The organism is Rhodococcus sp. SG20037 (genome assembly GCF_031763325.1).
Taxonomy (GTDB): domain Bacteria; phylum Actinomycetota; class Actinomycetes; order Mycobacteriales; family Mycobacteriaceae; genus Rhodococcus_F; species Rhodococcus_F qingshengii.
In genome coordinates this window covers 3,041,764-3,055,723 of the sequence record NZ_CP134497.1, presented here as the reverse complement: position 1 = coordinate 3,055,723, position 13,960 = coordinate 3,041,764, and the positions used below count along the sequence as shown (strand labels likewise).

Annotated in this window: 11 protein-coding genes; 4 read left to right on the top strand and 7 right to left on the bottom strand. The window is 63.2% G+C overall.

The features are described 5' to 3' along the window. Positions 1-6 precede the first annotated feature (6 nt). From RHP72_RS14240 to RHP72_RS14230, 3 genes are read right to left on the bottom strand one after another with little or no spacing between them, the layout of a single operon-like run. Positions 7-2,550, bottom strand: coding sequence for a polynucleotide kinase-phosphatase (locus RHP72_RS14240; protein WP_311094827.1), 2,544 nt, complete (start codon positions 2,548-2,550; stop codon positions 7-9). Then, entirely contained in the window at positions 2,547-3,971 is a 1,425-nt protein-coding gene (locus RHP72_RS14235) for a 3' terminal RNA ribose 2'-O-methyltransferase Hen1 (protein WP_230359841.1), read from the bottom strand. The genes RHP72_RS14240 and RHP72_RS14235 overlap by 4 nt, the downstream gene beginning before the upstream one ends. Positions 3,972-4,008: 37 nt before the next feature. Next, positions 4,009-5,046: an Rv2578c family radical SAM protein gene (locus tag RHP72_RS14230; protein WP_003944842.1), complete on the bottom strand. Its 1,038-nt coding sequence runs from the start codon at positions 5,044-5,046 to the stop codon at positions 4,009-4,011. 98 nt (positions 5,047-5,144) lie between these two features. On the opposite strand from RHP72_RS14230, the gene RHP72_RS14225 reads away from it, so the two are divergent. Genes RHP72_RS14225 through RHP72_RS14210 form a run of 4 tightly spaced genes read left to right on the top strand, consistent with a single transcriptional unit; the run spans position 5,145 to position 8,710 of the window. Beyond that, positions 5,145-5,510: a RidA family protein gene (locus tag RHP72_RS14225; protein ID WP_019748335.1), complete on the top strand. Its 366-nt coding sequence runs from the start codon at positions 5,145-5,147 to the stop codon at positions 5,508-5,510. A gap of 53 nt (positions 5,511-5,563) precedes the next feature. Next, on the top strand, positions 5,564-6,448 hold the full coding sequence (locus tag RHP72_RS14220) for a DUF5995 family protein (RefSeq protein WP_081305406.1): 885 nt from the start codon (positions 5,564-5,566) through the stop codon (positions 6,446-6,448). A gap of 49 nt (positions 6,449-6,497) precedes the next feature. After that, entirely contained in the window at positions 6,498-7,931 is a 1,434-nt protein-coding gene (locus RHP72_RS14215; protein ID WP_228232711.1) for a putative nucleotidyltransferase substrate binding domain-containing protein, read from the top strand. Then, positions 7,928-8,710: a Fic family protein gene (locus RHP72_RS14210; protein WP_050656329.1), complete on the top strand. Its 783-nt coding sequence runs from the start codon at positions 7,928-7,930 to the stop codon at positions 8,708-8,710. The genes RHP72_RS14215 and RHP72_RS14210 overlap by 4 nt, the downstream gene beginning before the upstream one ends. A gap of 114 nt (positions 8,711-8,824) precedes the next feature. On the opposite strand, the gene RHP72_RS14205 is transcribed toward RHP72_RS14210, so the two are convergent. The 4 genes from RHP72_RS14205 to RHP72_RS14190 are packed head-to-tail and all read right to left on the bottom strand — an operon-like array spanning position 8,825 to position 13,849. Then, positions 8,825-10,807 (bottom strand): 5-oxoprolinase/urea amidolyase family protein, encoded by a 1,983-nt coding sequence (locus RHP72_RS14205; RefSeq protein ID WP_166502262.1) that lies wholly within the window; start codon positions 10,805-10,807, stop codon positions 8,825-8,827. Continuing rightward, positions 10,804-11,457 carry an urea amidolyase associated protein UAAP2 gene (locus RHP72_RS14200; RefSeq protein ID WP_054188195.1) on the bottom strand — a complete coding sequence of 218 codons (654 nt, stop codon included), beginning with the start codon at positions 11,455-11,457 and terminating at the stop codon, positions 10,804-10,806. The genes RHP72_RS14205 and RHP72_RS14200 overlap by 4 nt, the downstream gene beginning before the upstream one ends. Next, on the bottom strand, positions 11,454-12,287 hold the full coding sequence (locus tag RHP72_RS14195; RefSeq protein ID WP_065352440.1) for an urea amidolyase associated protein UAAP1: 834 nt from the start codon (positions 12,285-12,287) through the stop codon (positions 11,454-11,456). The genes RHP72_RS14200 and RHP72_RS14195 overlap by 4 nt, the downstream gene beginning before the upstream one ends. A gap of 2 nt (positions 12,288-12,289) precedes the next feature. Then, the gene (locus RHP72_RS14190; protein ID WP_397517612.1) at positions 12,290-13,849 is read right to left on the bottom strand and encodes an amino acid permease; all 1,560 of its coding nucleotides are present in this window, start codon (positions 13,847-13,849) and stop codon (positions 12,290-12,292) included. Positions 13,850-13,960: the final 111 nt, after the last annotated feature.

The following is a 13,960-nucleotide window of genomic DNA, read 5'->3' as shown; positions in this document are numbered from 1 at the left end:
CGGCCGTCACAACCGCGGGTCGACCGGCTCCGATTCGAGAGCCAACACCGCGAACACGGCCTGGTGCGCTCGCCACAAAGGTTCACGGTCGACGAGCCTGGATACCGCCTCCATGCCGAGCGCGTACTCGCGCAGCGCCATCGACTGCTTGTGTCCGAGGTTGCGATTGCGTAGCCGAGCAAGTGTCGACGGTTCGAGGTAGTCGGCACCGTAGATCAACCGTAGGTACTCCCGGCCGCGGACCTTGATCCCTGGCTGAACCTTCGCGTCGTACCCCCGCGGTCCGTGAATCTGATTCGCCAGCGGTTTGACGACCATCCCCTCACCACCGTCGCCGGTGAGCGACTCCCACCACTTCGTCGCTTCGAACACCGAGTCCTCGGAACCGAGATCGACCACCAGGCGACGTGTAGTGGTAAATCGACTCGGGTCGGCCGCGGCCAGGCGGTCCGAAATACCGAGGTGCCATTCGTGATCCCGTTCCCCGTACGACTGGCCCTCGGCCGCCAGAATCTGGAACGGCGCGATGGTGACGCCGTCCAGTCCGTTCGTCGGCCACACGTACCGTCGGTACGCCTCGCCGAAGCGCTCGATACTGGCGGCCCGAACAGTTGTCTGTTCGAACATCTCCGCCACGTCCAGGCCCCGCGACCCGGCCCGCGCCAGCACGGCCTCGCGAGCTGTGAGGTCTGATCGCCCGGCCGCCGCGACCGACGCGTACTGCGAGCGCAGCAGACCTTCCGCTTTGACGTTCCACGGCAACAGTTCGCAGTCGAGGAGCAGCCAGTCGGTGCCCAGCTCTTCCCACAACCCAGCGGAGGTGACTGCGGCGGCGATGTCGTCGATCAACTGCTGAGTCAGGTCGTCGTCGAAGAACTGGCGGCCGGTGCGGGTGTGCACCATCCCGGTGAGCGCATCCGGTGCGTCGAAGCGGGACTGAGCAACCGATCGATCACGGCACACGAGCACCACTGCCCGCGAACCCATGTGCTTCTCTTCGCAGATCACTGTTCCGATTCCGCCGGCCCGGTATGCGTCGAACGCGGTCGACGGGTGTTCCAGATAGTCATCGGATTGGGCGCTCGCGCAGGGCGCCATGGTCGGCGGTAGGTATCGCAGCCATTGCGGCGCGACCGCGAATCGGCTCATCACTTCCAAGGCGCCGGCAGCGTTGTCGGTGCGAACGGACACTCGACCGCGCAGTTCGGTGTCGACGCCGGTCGTTTCGAGGACGTCGGCGAGATCGAGCACGTCCGGATCACGAGTCGGCGGTGCCAGCGGTACCACCGGCTCGTACCAAACCTGCTCCGCCGGAACCGACACGATCTCTCGTTCCGGGTATCGAAGAGCCGTGAGGGATCCACCGAACACACAGCCGGTGTCGAGGCACGCGGTGTTGTTGATCCATTCCACCTCGTGCACCGGCGTGTGACCGTAGAGGACCATGGCTGATCCTCGGTAGTCCTGCGCCCACGGGTATCGAACGGGTAAGCCGAATTCGTCCGTCTCACCGGTAGTTTCACCGTAGAGCGCAAAGCTCCGGACTCGGCCGGACGCCCTGTTGTGGTAGTCCTCCTTGAGACCGGCGTGCGCAACCACGAGTTTGCCGTCGTCCAGGACGAGGTGCGCGACGAGCCCGTCACAGAAGTCGACGACGCTGTCCCGGAACTCCGCCGACTCGGTGGCCATCTGCTCGAGGGTCTCGGCGAGTCCGTGACTGGCCGTGACCTTCTTACCGCGCAAGGCCTTGACGAGTTTGTTCTCGTGGTTACCCGGAACCGCTATCGCATGTCCCGCCGCGACCATCCCCATGACCAGACGCAGCACACCGACCGAATCCGGTCCTCGATCCACGTAGTCACCGAGGAAGACGGCAGTTCGCCCTTCCGGCGGCACCGCATCGACAGCTCTGCCGTCCGTCCCGTAGTCGACGGTGTAGCCGAGTTTCACGAGGAGCGTCTCGAGCTCACTTCGACATCCGTGGATGTCACCGATGACGTCGAACGGACCACGCTCGACACGCAGATCGCTGCGGAGCGGGTGGCGCAAGAATGTGGCTTCGGAAACCGCGTCCTCACCTCTGAGGATGTGAACCGAACGGAAACCTTCCTTACCCAGCCCGCGGAGCGAGCGAGTCAACTGTTGGTGCTGACGGCGAATCACGTCGCGTCCGAACGTCCGATCAGAGCGAGCGTCGTTTCGTGCAGAACAGACCGATTCCGGAACATCGAGCACGACTGCCACCGGCAGTATGTCGTGCTCGCGAGCCAACGCAACGAGTCGCTTGCGCGCGGCGGGCTGGACGTTGGTCGCGTCGACCACCGTGAGACGTCCGCGTCGCAAACGCTTGGCCGCAACGAACTCCAGCACTTCGAAAGCATCGGACGTCGACTCCTGTGAGTTCGGATCATCACTGATCCACCCTCTGAATGTGTCACTCGAGAGAGTTTCGTACTCACCGAAGTGACGCGCCGCGAAGGTCGACTTTCCCGAGCCACTGACGCCGATGAGTACTACCAGGGCGAGATCTGGAATCTCGTACACCGTCATGACGTTCGTGCCTCCTTCGTGAAGATTGCCATCTGTGTCGGCCCGCCAAGGACCGGATCAATTGCTCCGACAAATTCGAACTCCACGCAATAGCCGTGGACTCGGGCCGTTTCGGTTGCCCAGTCGCGGAATTGGGTTCGGGAGAACTCGAACCTGTGATCGGGGTGCCTGAACTCTCCCGCGGCCAATGCCGGATACAGCACGTTGTAGTCGGCATTCGGAGTAGTCAGCAGCACATACTGCGGTGCTGCGTCCACGAAGACCGATCTGACCAGCGCCGGCAGGCGCGCCGTGTCGACGTGCTCGACCACCTCCATCAGCACGGCTGCGTCGAAGCCTTTCAAGCGTGCGTCGCGGTACGTCGCGGACGACTGCATCAAAGACACACGTTCACGTTGGGCGTCGGACATTTCGGTGAACTTCAATCTGCGTTGCGCCCGTGTCAGTTCGCGCGCGCTCACATCGACGCCGACAAGTTTGTCGAATTGAGCGTGCGGCATCAGCGCCTCGATCAGTTTGCCTTCGCCGCAACCGATGTCGACAATCGTTCTGACGTGCAGTCGCTGAAGTGTCGCCAAAACTGCGTCGACGCGAAGCCGTGCCAGCGGCGGATCCGGTCGCGGTAGTTCGATCTGCGCCTCTGCTTGGTCGGGAATCAGTCGATCGACCACCGATTCGACCAGGTCGCGTCGACGCGCCAGGTAGCGGGACATGATCAGCGCGGAATCCGGATGCGACGCCAACCACTCTCCAGCGACGCGGATCAACTTGTCTGCCTCGTCGGGTCCCACCCAGTAGTGCTTCACGTCGTCGAGGACCGGCAACAGCACGTAGAGGTGCCGAAGGGCACTCTGCACCGTGTGTTCCCCGGTGAGCGTCAACGACACGAAGTCGGAGTTTCCCCACGTCGGCAGGTGCGGATCAAGCTGCACCGGTATCGCGGCCACATCCCAGCCCAGCGGCTCGAACAACCGACGAGGCAATTCCGCATCGCCGCCGCACGGAACCACCGGAATCGAGACGGTCAACGCGAGTTCGGTTCCGACGAGTTCCGGGTGCGACTTGCACGTTCCCGTCAACGCGGTGCGAAACAGCTTCGACAGAGCAACCGAGAGTATGGACGACGCCGCATACGGCCGATCGTTGACATACTCACCCAGCGAAAAGTTGTCGCCACTCTTGCCGCGTCGATACCTACTCTGCACAAGTTCGATGGGGTCGACGTCCACAATCACTGCCACCGTGGTCTTTTCGGCTGAGGCCTCCGGGTACAGAACCGTGGCGGTGCCGATCGCCAAGTCGAAGCTTTGCACGCGGTCGGGATGTTTGTGCAGCAGGTAGCTCAACGCGGTCGCATCAGGAGTCTGCGGGGTCGGGGTGGACGTCAGTGTGAGTAGCACCAGGCGAATGTAGCCCGGCAAACGTCCGGGGCGCCTCCGATTTACGCGCCCGCGGCCGTCAGAACAAAGTGAGAGCTGCTCCCGCACCCACCAGTTCCCGGGGCGCCTCACGCGGCTCACTGCCAGCTGCACTGACGTCTCGATGCTCCGAACGACCACCCAACCCATGGCGCTCGACCAATGGCTCGACACGGCTTGCGAGCCAACGCTTGTATTCGGGAGTGACATACGCGCCCCGCCCGTACAGCTCGCGGTAGCGACGGATGAGCGCCGGATGTTCCTGAGCAAGCCAATTCATGAACCAACCCCGAGTACTCCCCCGCAGGTGCATCGGGAAGACCGTCACACTCGTCGCACCGGCTTCGGACAGTGCCTCGAACAGCCCGTCGAGATGACTGGTGGAGTCGGTGAGGAACGGAATGACCGGCGCCACCATGACATTGCACGAGAATCCCGCGTCGGTGATGGCGCGGATCATCTCGAGACGCGCCCGCGGCGACGGGGTACCAGGCTCGATCTGCTTCTGAAGTGCAGCGTCGTTGATCGCCAACGACACTCCGATTCCGACGTCGACCTGCGCCGCCGCCATTTTCAACAGCGGCAGGTCCCGTCGGAGCAAAGTTCCCTTCGTCAAGATCGAGAAGGGAGTTCCGGATTCGGTCAACGCGCGAATAATGCCGGGCATCAAGCGGTATCGGCCCTCCGCTCGCTGATAGGGATCGGTGTTGGTACCCAGTGCCACCGCCTCCCGCTTCCAGGACTTTCGCGCCAACTCTTTGCGGAGCACCGCGGCAATGTTCGTCTTCACGACCACTTGGGAGTCGAAATCCGCGCCGGCGTCGAGGTCGAGATACTCGTGACTCGGTCTCGCGAAACAATATCGGCATGCGTGCGAGCAACCACGAAAAGCGTTGACGGTGAAGCTGAACGGCAACGTCGACTCTTCGGGCATCTTGTTGAGCGCGCTCTTGCAGAGCACCTCGTGAAACGTGATTCCCTCGAACTCGGGAGTCTGCACGGAGCGAACCAACCCGGCTCGTTCGAGTCCGGGTAGCGCTCCGTCATCTGCATCCAATGCCTGACCCGACCACCTCATGGCCCCAAGTCGAACACTTGTTCTAAGGTATGTCAAGATGGAGCGAATACCTGACCGTGCCTCACCACGGCCGGGAAGTTGTTGGCAGAATTCGGTGCATGTCGAACAGAATCAATATTTCGTCCGGTTCCGAATGGGAACCCAAGATCGGTTACTCCCGTGCCGTGCGCATCGGTAACCAGATCGCAGTCTCCGGCACCACCGCTCCTGGTGAGACCCTCACAGATCAGACCCGCGCAGCGCTCGAAACTATCAAGGCAGCACTTGCCGAGGCCGGCGCCTCGCTCGACGACGTCATCCGCACTCGCATGTACCTGCGCGACATGACGCAGTGGGAGCAGGCCGCTCTCGCGCACGGTGAAGTGTTCGGCGAGATTCGTCCCGCCACGACGATCCTCGAGGTCAGCTCGCTGATCGACCCCGCTCTGCTCATCGAGATCGAGGCCGACGCGGTTCTCAGCTGATCGCCAATCCGGACATTTGTGAAATGGGCGCATAGTCTGAGCCGATGAAACCGATGCGGCTGTATCCGTTGACGCTCGCGCTCGGCATCACCGCCGCTTTCCTCTCGCCCGGTTCTGCACTCGCAGAACCGGGCGAGAGTCTTTCGACGGCTTGCGGCAGCCAGTTGAGCAATGCCGAGGTGGGCCGGATTGCCGAACTCAGCGACGTCACGACCCTGAACGGTGCCGGACTGCCTCGGCTCGAGACCGCTGTCGAACGTCATCGTGAGATCACGTCGATCCTCGTCTCACACCACGATTGGCGAGGCTTGTTCTCCATCGGCCTCGACGCTGTCGAACACGAGGCGGTGATGCCGCTGCAGCGAGACCCTGCGGCCTTCGCCGATGACGAGTGGGCCCATTCCGTCAGCTTCGAATTGCTGCGCAGGTACCTGGTGAACGTCCATGCGGAGTTCACCGGTACTCCCACCGATCCGGCGTGGAGCAACTACTTCGCCCTGACACGTCAGTGCGACGCCAGTCCAGCACGGGTCGCCATGGCCGGCTACAACGCGCATCTCACCGTCGACCTCGCTCACGCCGTCGCCACGTCCGGAACCACTGCGGAGGATGTCCCCGATTTTTACAAGATCGTCGATTCCATTGCCGTCAAGGGTGGTTCGATCGTGACCCTCACCAAGGCCGAGTACGACGCCGATCTGGGGCCGCTCTGGCGGTTCTACTTCGTCGGCGAAGGACTCGACCGATTGGCCGGAAACTCGCAGCCCTCGGAACTGCTGCTCCGCGCCGCCGACAGCGGATACAACACCATCACGCTGGCCAACGGATTCGCCCTCCAGAATCCGCAGACACGTCCGGGCGCAGAACAGGAGATCGACGCACTCTGGCGTACTACAGATTCCGCTCTCGACGTACTCTCGCGACTCGGTGGTCTCTGACATCTCACCCTCCGCTGCCTGAACCGGACACACCTGCGACAATGACCCCATGACGGGGCACTCGACGGGGCAAGGCATGCAGAGTCCCGCCATGCGCCGGGTGCGAGACCTGTTGCGCGGGCCCGCAATTGTCTGCGATGGCCGAGCAACCATCCGCGAGGCCGCGAAGTTGATGACCGACGCGGGCCGCCGCGCTGTTGTGATCCCGACGGAGACAACCGGTTTCGGAATCTTCACCGAAGGTGACCTACGTGCTCGTGTGGTAGTTGGTGGTATCGACAGCAATCAGCCGGTATCAACGGTGATGACGCCGTCAGCAGTGACAGTCGATCCGGATCGATTGGGCGCCGACGCCGTGACCGACATGCTCGAGTACGGATTGCGCCATCTCCCGGTCGTGACCGAGGCAGGCGCACTGATGGGTGTGCTCGAACTCAGCGACCTCCTGACTTCGGCCACCAATCAGGGTTTCGAACTGCGCGCAGCGCTCGCCACAGCACAGGACGACGCCCACCTCGTCGAAACAGCCCGCGCGGTCCCTGTTCTGGTGACGGAATTGGTGGCGTCACGGGTCTCTCCGCTCGACATCGGCGCGACGCTGGCCGTGCTGATCGACGTAACAGTCAGGCGAGCCATAGAATTGGTGGTGGGCGGAGACGAGCGACCGGATTTCGCGTGGCTGTCGCTCGGCAGCGTCGCCAGGCGTGAAGCGCTCCCCTCTTCGGATATCGACAGTGCGCTGGTGTGGGGGGGCGAATCTCATCACGAGGGAGCCGACGCCGCGAAGACCATCCACGACATCCTCGATCTCTGCGGGTTCCCTCGCGACACCAAGAACGCCGTCGCGACCCAGGCCAGGTTTGCTCGGACGCTCCCACAATGGCGCACTGCGCTGCGGAAATGGGTGTCCAACCCGTATCAGGACCAAGCCCTGGTCATGTTGTCGATGCTGGCGGACGCCCGTGTCGTCGCAGGCGATCCGGCGTTGGATCCTCGCCCTGCGGCGTTGGATCAACTGCGACTGCACCCGGCCGTCATGCGACTGCTCCTTCGCGAAGCCGTCGGGGACAAGGCAAAGCTCCATTCGTTCAAGGACGTGATGACGCGTCGGACCGGAACCGTCGACCTCAAAGCCAGCGCCGTCCAACCGATCGTGAACATCGCTCGTTGGGCGGGGATTTCCGTGGGCGCCCGCACGAGTTCGACACTCGAACGCCTCAAGGCTGCAGCGGGAAGCGGTTTCCTACTCGACGACGACGCCCAGGTACTGATCGAATCTTTCGAGGTGTTGCAGCAGATTCGTGTCCGCCACCAGACCGATCAGTTCGCGGCAGGTCGGCCACCGACCGACGAAGTCGTGATCTCCGAACTCACTCCGCTCTCGCGGAGCTTGCTGAGCAATGCAGTGCGCGAGGTCGCAGGTGTGCAACGACGACTCGAATATGCCGCGTCCGCGTCGGCGCTACCCGACATCGATCCGTGAATCGCACTGCGCTCGAACAGGTTCTGGCGGCGGAGCGCCTCGAAGGCTGGGATCCGAGCGATGAACAGATCGCGGAACTCGAGGCCGTGATGATCGGGATGCTTTCTCGGCGTGAGTATTTCGAGCAGGAATTGGCGCGAGCCGTCGGCCTCTCGTCTGCGATTCCCCCGCGGATCCGCTGGCGACGATCAGCGCCGTACGTCTATCGCGGTACATCGGTTCTCGAGAACAATTTCGACGTACGAGATCCCGCCGCACTGCAATCACTCGAGTTCGCGGCGACCGCGCTTCGCCTGGGTGAGGCGCATCTCGGCAGCGACCTCGTACAGCACACGCGAGACACAGCCGAACTTCTCCTGCTTCACCAGCACGTTTTCCAAGATCTGTACCAGTGGGCCGGCCACATCAGAACCGTCGACATCAGGAAAGGTGCGGCAACGTTTGCTCCGGTCTCGGCGATTCGGAACTACCTGTCCGAGGTGGAAGAGATCATCGCCGCCGTCGATTGGGTAGCGCTCGATAACGGCGCTGCGTCGTTCGCGCTCGCATCGGTGTACTCGACGCTCAATCATGCCCACCCGTTTCGGGAAGGAAACGGGCGAACCGGAACCCTCTTCCTGCACCGACTCGCCGCGGACACCCGGTATCAGCTCGACTTGTCGCGGGTGAGCAGAACCGAGTGGGTATCCGCGTCGAGGGATTCTGCGCCTTTCCGGCCCACCGGAACCCCGTCGCCTCGCCCGTTCATCGATCTGTTCAATCGCGCGCTGACTCGCTGACGCAGACATCTGCAACCGTTCCAGGCGGACTGAACACCGTTACTGCTGAGTGAGCACCGCTTCCGCCACACTCGAAGCGGTGCTCACTCTAAGACGACTGTGCTCACTCGACCATCAACCGGGCAGCGCGAACTCCCCTGCGTCGGACCAGCGCTGACGCTCGGCCCCGAACGCGACGGACTGCATCGCGCGGAACTCCTCGATCGAGCGCGAGTTCGACGCGAGGAACTCCTGATGCTCGGCCAGCGAGAAGCTGCCGTCCTCGATCTCGACGCCCCCGCCGCGGCCGGCGGCGGTGTCCGCGCGCAGATCCATCAACTCTTCCGGCTCGACGGGGTACCAGGAGATCCGGTCGAAGAATCGCAGCAACCACGGAGTGCCCTCCTCGAACGGCCCGGACTTCGCGGGGTGGCGGTGATTCCACACCTGCGTCGTACGTCCGACGAACTGGTACCCGCCTGGGCCTTCCATGCCGTAGATGCAGAGGTACGCCCCACCGATCCCGACGGCGTTTTCGGGGGTCCAGGTGCGGGCGGGGTTGTACTTGGTCGTGACCAGACGATGACGCGGATCGAGCGGCGTCGCGACCGGCGCTCCGAGGTAGACGTCACCGAGTCCGAGCACCATGTATTCGGCGCCGAAGACGGTGTCGAACACGTCGTTCACGGATTCGAGACCGTTCATCCGGCGGATGAACTCGATGTTCCACGGGCACCACGGCGCGTCGGCGCGAACCCCGTGCATGTACCGCTGGATCGCTTCGCGCGTTGCCGGGTCGTCCCACGACAGTGGCATCCGCACAGTGCGACTGGGCACAACGAGTTCGTTGGCCGCCGGCAAGGTGTCCTCCGCCTCGGCGAGCATTCCCATCAGCTTGCGGACGGGCAGCACGTCCGGGTCAACGCGGACCTGCAGGCTGCGGATTCCCGGGGTGAGATCGAGTAGTCCGGCCGGCTTCTCGGCTTCGAGTCGCTGATGCAGTGCATGAGCACGCGCACGTAACGCCAGGTCGAGATTCATGTCGCCGTATTCGACCAAAACGTTGTCGTCGCCTGAGCGCCGGTACGTGACCGTGGTGTCGCCGTCACGACGGGCTATGACGCCGTCGTCGCCGTCACCACCGGAGGAATGAACAACCGAATTGGAGGCTCGACGCGATACTCCGAGGTCACGCCGGGAGGCTGCCCGTTCGGCGCGGACCGGCACGAAGCGAATCTTGTTCCCGGGAGCCAACTGTCCGAGCTTCCAGCGATCAGCGGACACCACTGTGATCGGGCAGACGAAGCCGCCGAGGCTCGGTCCGTCGGGTCCGAGGAGGATGGGCGTGTCGCCGGTGAAGTCGAGTGCACCGATCGAATACGCGTTGTCGTGGATGTTCGAAGGGTGAAGTCCGGCTTCGCCGCCGGTGGTTCTGGCCCAGTCTGGTTTCGGACCTATCAACCGGACACCGGTGCGGTCGGAGTTGAAGTGGACCTCGTACTCGGTCGCGTACAGCGTGTCGATGTCGGAGCGGGTGAAGAACTCCGGCGCCCCGTGCGGGCCCTCGGTCACCGCAAGTTCCCAGCACGTGTGTATCGCCGGAACATGCTCGGCGGGAACAGCTCCCGCGACCCCGGTCGCCTGTCCGAGTTTGAGAACGTCTCCTGCCCGCAGAGTCCTACCTTCGTGTCCCCCGAACCTGCCCAGGGTGAAGGTCGACGCACTGCCGAGATAGTCGTCGGTCTCGATTCCGCCCTGTACGAGTACGTAGATGCGCAGTCCCGGGCCGCTGACCGTTCCGACGTCGAGCACCGATCCAGCGGGGACGAAAACTGGTCGCCACTGACCGTGTACGACGCCGTCGACGGTCACCGACACCGGGGCACCTGTGATGCAGACCGTGGTGTCTTCGTCGAACGTCATGGCAGGTCCGGCCATCGCGCATTCGATGCCGGGGGCGCCTTCGGGGTTTCCGAGTGCGGTGTTTCCCAACCGAAACGACAGGTCGTCCATCGGGCCCGATGGTGGGACTCCGATCTGCCAGTATCCGACGCGTCCTGGATAGTCCTGAACCGTCGTCAGCATTCCGGGACGCACGATGGTCAGTTTTGCGTTCATTCGTCTGCTCCCGGCCGTGTGACGATCATGCGGACGGCCGTGGGATCGAAGCCGTTGCACGGGTTGTTGATCTGCGGGCAGTTGGACACGAGGACGAGCACGTCACGTTCGGCACGCAACGCGAGCCGCTTGCCTGGTGCCGACAGTCCGTCGACGATTCCGAGTGTGCCGTCGGGGTCGACCGGGACGTTCATGAAGAAGTTGATGTTGGACACCAGGTCCCGCTTACCGAGCCCCCATTTTGCGCCCTCGACGAGGAAGTTCTCGACGCACGCGTGCTGATGCTTGGTGTGGTGGCCGTATCGCAGGGTGTTCGATTCCTGTGAGCACGCGCCGCCGACGGTGTCGTGGTTTCCGACCTCGTCTGCGACCAGGGTCATGAGTGGAGTTCCGTCGTCACTGCGGAGCACGGAGCCTGTGGACAGAAACAGGTTCTTCTGAGCTGTGACCGTCGCTGCTGCCGAGTACCGAACGCTGTGATCGTCACCGGCGTAAACGAGGGTGTCGACGGCTTGATTTCCGTGTAGATCGACGATGGTCAGGACGTCACCGGCGCGGACAACTGCGGACCACGGCCCGAATGCGTCCGCGATCTCGTCGAGGATCACCGTTCCGGGAAGGAGGGCGGGGACATCCAAGGTGGTGGTCATGCGGTCTCCTCCAGGTTCGAAGCCGTCCAGGCATCTTCGGTATTGAGCACTGCGCGTTGGTATTCCGGCCCGAGATCGTCAAGGCTGCCGAGTTCGTCGGCGGCCTTCCACGCGAGCACTTCGAGGGACGTGGTGGGAAACTGCGGCGCCGGATCGAGTGGGTGCGCGGTGTTGGCGATCATCACGATGACGGGCAGGTGAATCAGAAGGTCGACCGTTGCGCCTGAGCCGACGGACCCCGTACTGGTGAGAGCGCCGTCCGCCTCGACGCGGACACCATGGAAGAAGGACAACGGCGGCGCTATGTCCTGCGGCCCGAGTCCGTTCTTCGCGGCAGCGACGGTGAACAGTTCACGACCGGCCGGTGAGGCACTGTGCAGCGAACCCTGCCCGTACTTCGCCTCGTTGGTGGCGCGTGACGTCGTTCCGCAGAACGCGTCGTGGTGACCCGACGTGTCTGCGACCACGGTCGCAAGTACTCGCCCCTGATCGGAGAGCAACGGGTGCCCGACGCCGAGATAGGCCTGCCATGGCACCTTGACGGTATCGGCGACGTTGAGACGCTCCCAGGGGGCGTCGGCGCGATAGAGCAAGATGTTTGCGCAGGCGCTGCCAGCGATGTCGCGAAGTCGCAATCGGGTTCCACGTGCGAGAACCTTGGTCGTGTACCGCCCACCCGGCACGGTCTCAGCCCAGGTCAGACGTTCGGGAGCGACGTCTTCGGGTGGGTTCGGCCAACGCGTTGCCGGCAATACGGGCATGGAATCGGTGATCGTTCCAGCTTGAGACCGGGCATGCTCGCGCGCTCCGGCGGTGGTCTGAGTACTCATGGTCAGGCTCCGATCGTGACGGGATTCGGGGTGGCGCGGCCACGTGGGAAGCAAGCGACTCCCAGCCCCACGACCAGCGCTACCGTGATGGGCGCGGCCCACTGCAGAATGGGGAACTCCCCGGTGGGGTTGAAGATCTCGGCTCGTGGCCAGGACAGGTTGATCACCATCAGCGCGCCGTACACAACCGCGGCGATGTTGACCGGAACTCCCCAGATACCCAGGGAGAAAAGCTTTTTGCCTTCGGCGTCGAACTTGGGGCCGACTGCCGTGCGAGGCCATCCCTTGAGACGCTGAACCAGCAGCGGCACGGTCACCATGAGGTAGGCCAAGTAGATCAAGATGATGCATACGCTGGACAGGGTTGCAAAAATTGCCGAGTTGCCCACGTTGACGGCCAGGACGGCAATGCAGACCAGACCGATGAGGACGGACGGCGCGATAGGTGTTCCGGTGCGGGGGTTGACCTTTGCCAGTACCTGCGAGGCAGGAAGCCGCCCGTCGCGGGCCATCGAGAACATCAGCCGTGAAGCAGCAGTCTGAATGGCCAAGGTGCACACGAACACTGCGATCGAGACGTCGATCAACAAGACCGTGCCCCACGGGGAACTGAGAATCGATGTCAGTACGTACGGCAAACCTTCCGTGGCCAGGCGTCCGTCGGTGAGTGAGGGCGCTGCCATCAACGCGCCGAGGATCATCAAGCCGCCGCCGAGCGCGGAAGCGGACAGTGCAAGCCGGATCGTACGAGGTGCGACGCGTCGGGGGTTGCGGGTCTCCTCGGCCAGTTCGCCTGCCGAACCGAAGCCGACCATGACGTAAGCAGCCATCAGTCCGGACATGATCCACGCCCAGGCGTATCCGGGCTGACCGCCGGCACTGCCGGTGTCGAAGACGACGTCCGGTCCGCGCTGAGCGTGGGTGAAGAACATCCCAATCACTGCGATGACACCGACGATTTCGCAGGTCACGCCGATGTTGTTGATACGCGACATCCAGTTGACGCCGATGCAGTTGATAAAGGTGGTCAGAACCAGAAGTACCGATCCGAGCAGCACGGCGTTGGCGGCACCACTCGATGAGGTGAGTGCGCTGTCCTCGCCGATGATCTGGAACCCGCTCCACACATTGGGGAGCACGACCTGCAAGGCGATCGCGGCGGCCGATGCAGTGACGATCTGAGCGAGAATCATGAACCAACCGGCGAACCAGCCGACGATCTCACCACCCATCCGCCGCGACCACTGGTAGATGGCACCCGAAATCGGATATCTGGCAGCAAGTTCCGCGAAGTTGAGAGCGACCATGAACTGACCGATGAAGACGACCGGCCACGTCCAGAAGAATGCCGGACCCGCGAAACCGAAACCGAGGCCGAACAATTGGAAGATCGTGGTGAGGATGGAGACGAAGGAGAAGCCCGCGGCGAAAGACGCGAACTTTCCCAGCGATCGATGCAGCTGCTGCTCGTAGCCGAACTCCGCGAGGTCACCGTCGTCGTGAGGCGAAGAGGCGAGTGCGGATGCGGTGATGGGCTGCGCAGCCGGGGTGGTTGCACTCAACGGCGTACTCCTTCGGCGAAGCGATTCAGAGGCGAATAACTGTCGATTGATAGTTTTCGCGAAATTCACTCGCCGCAGGTGACGCCCGCGTATACGATTCGCCTGATTCTG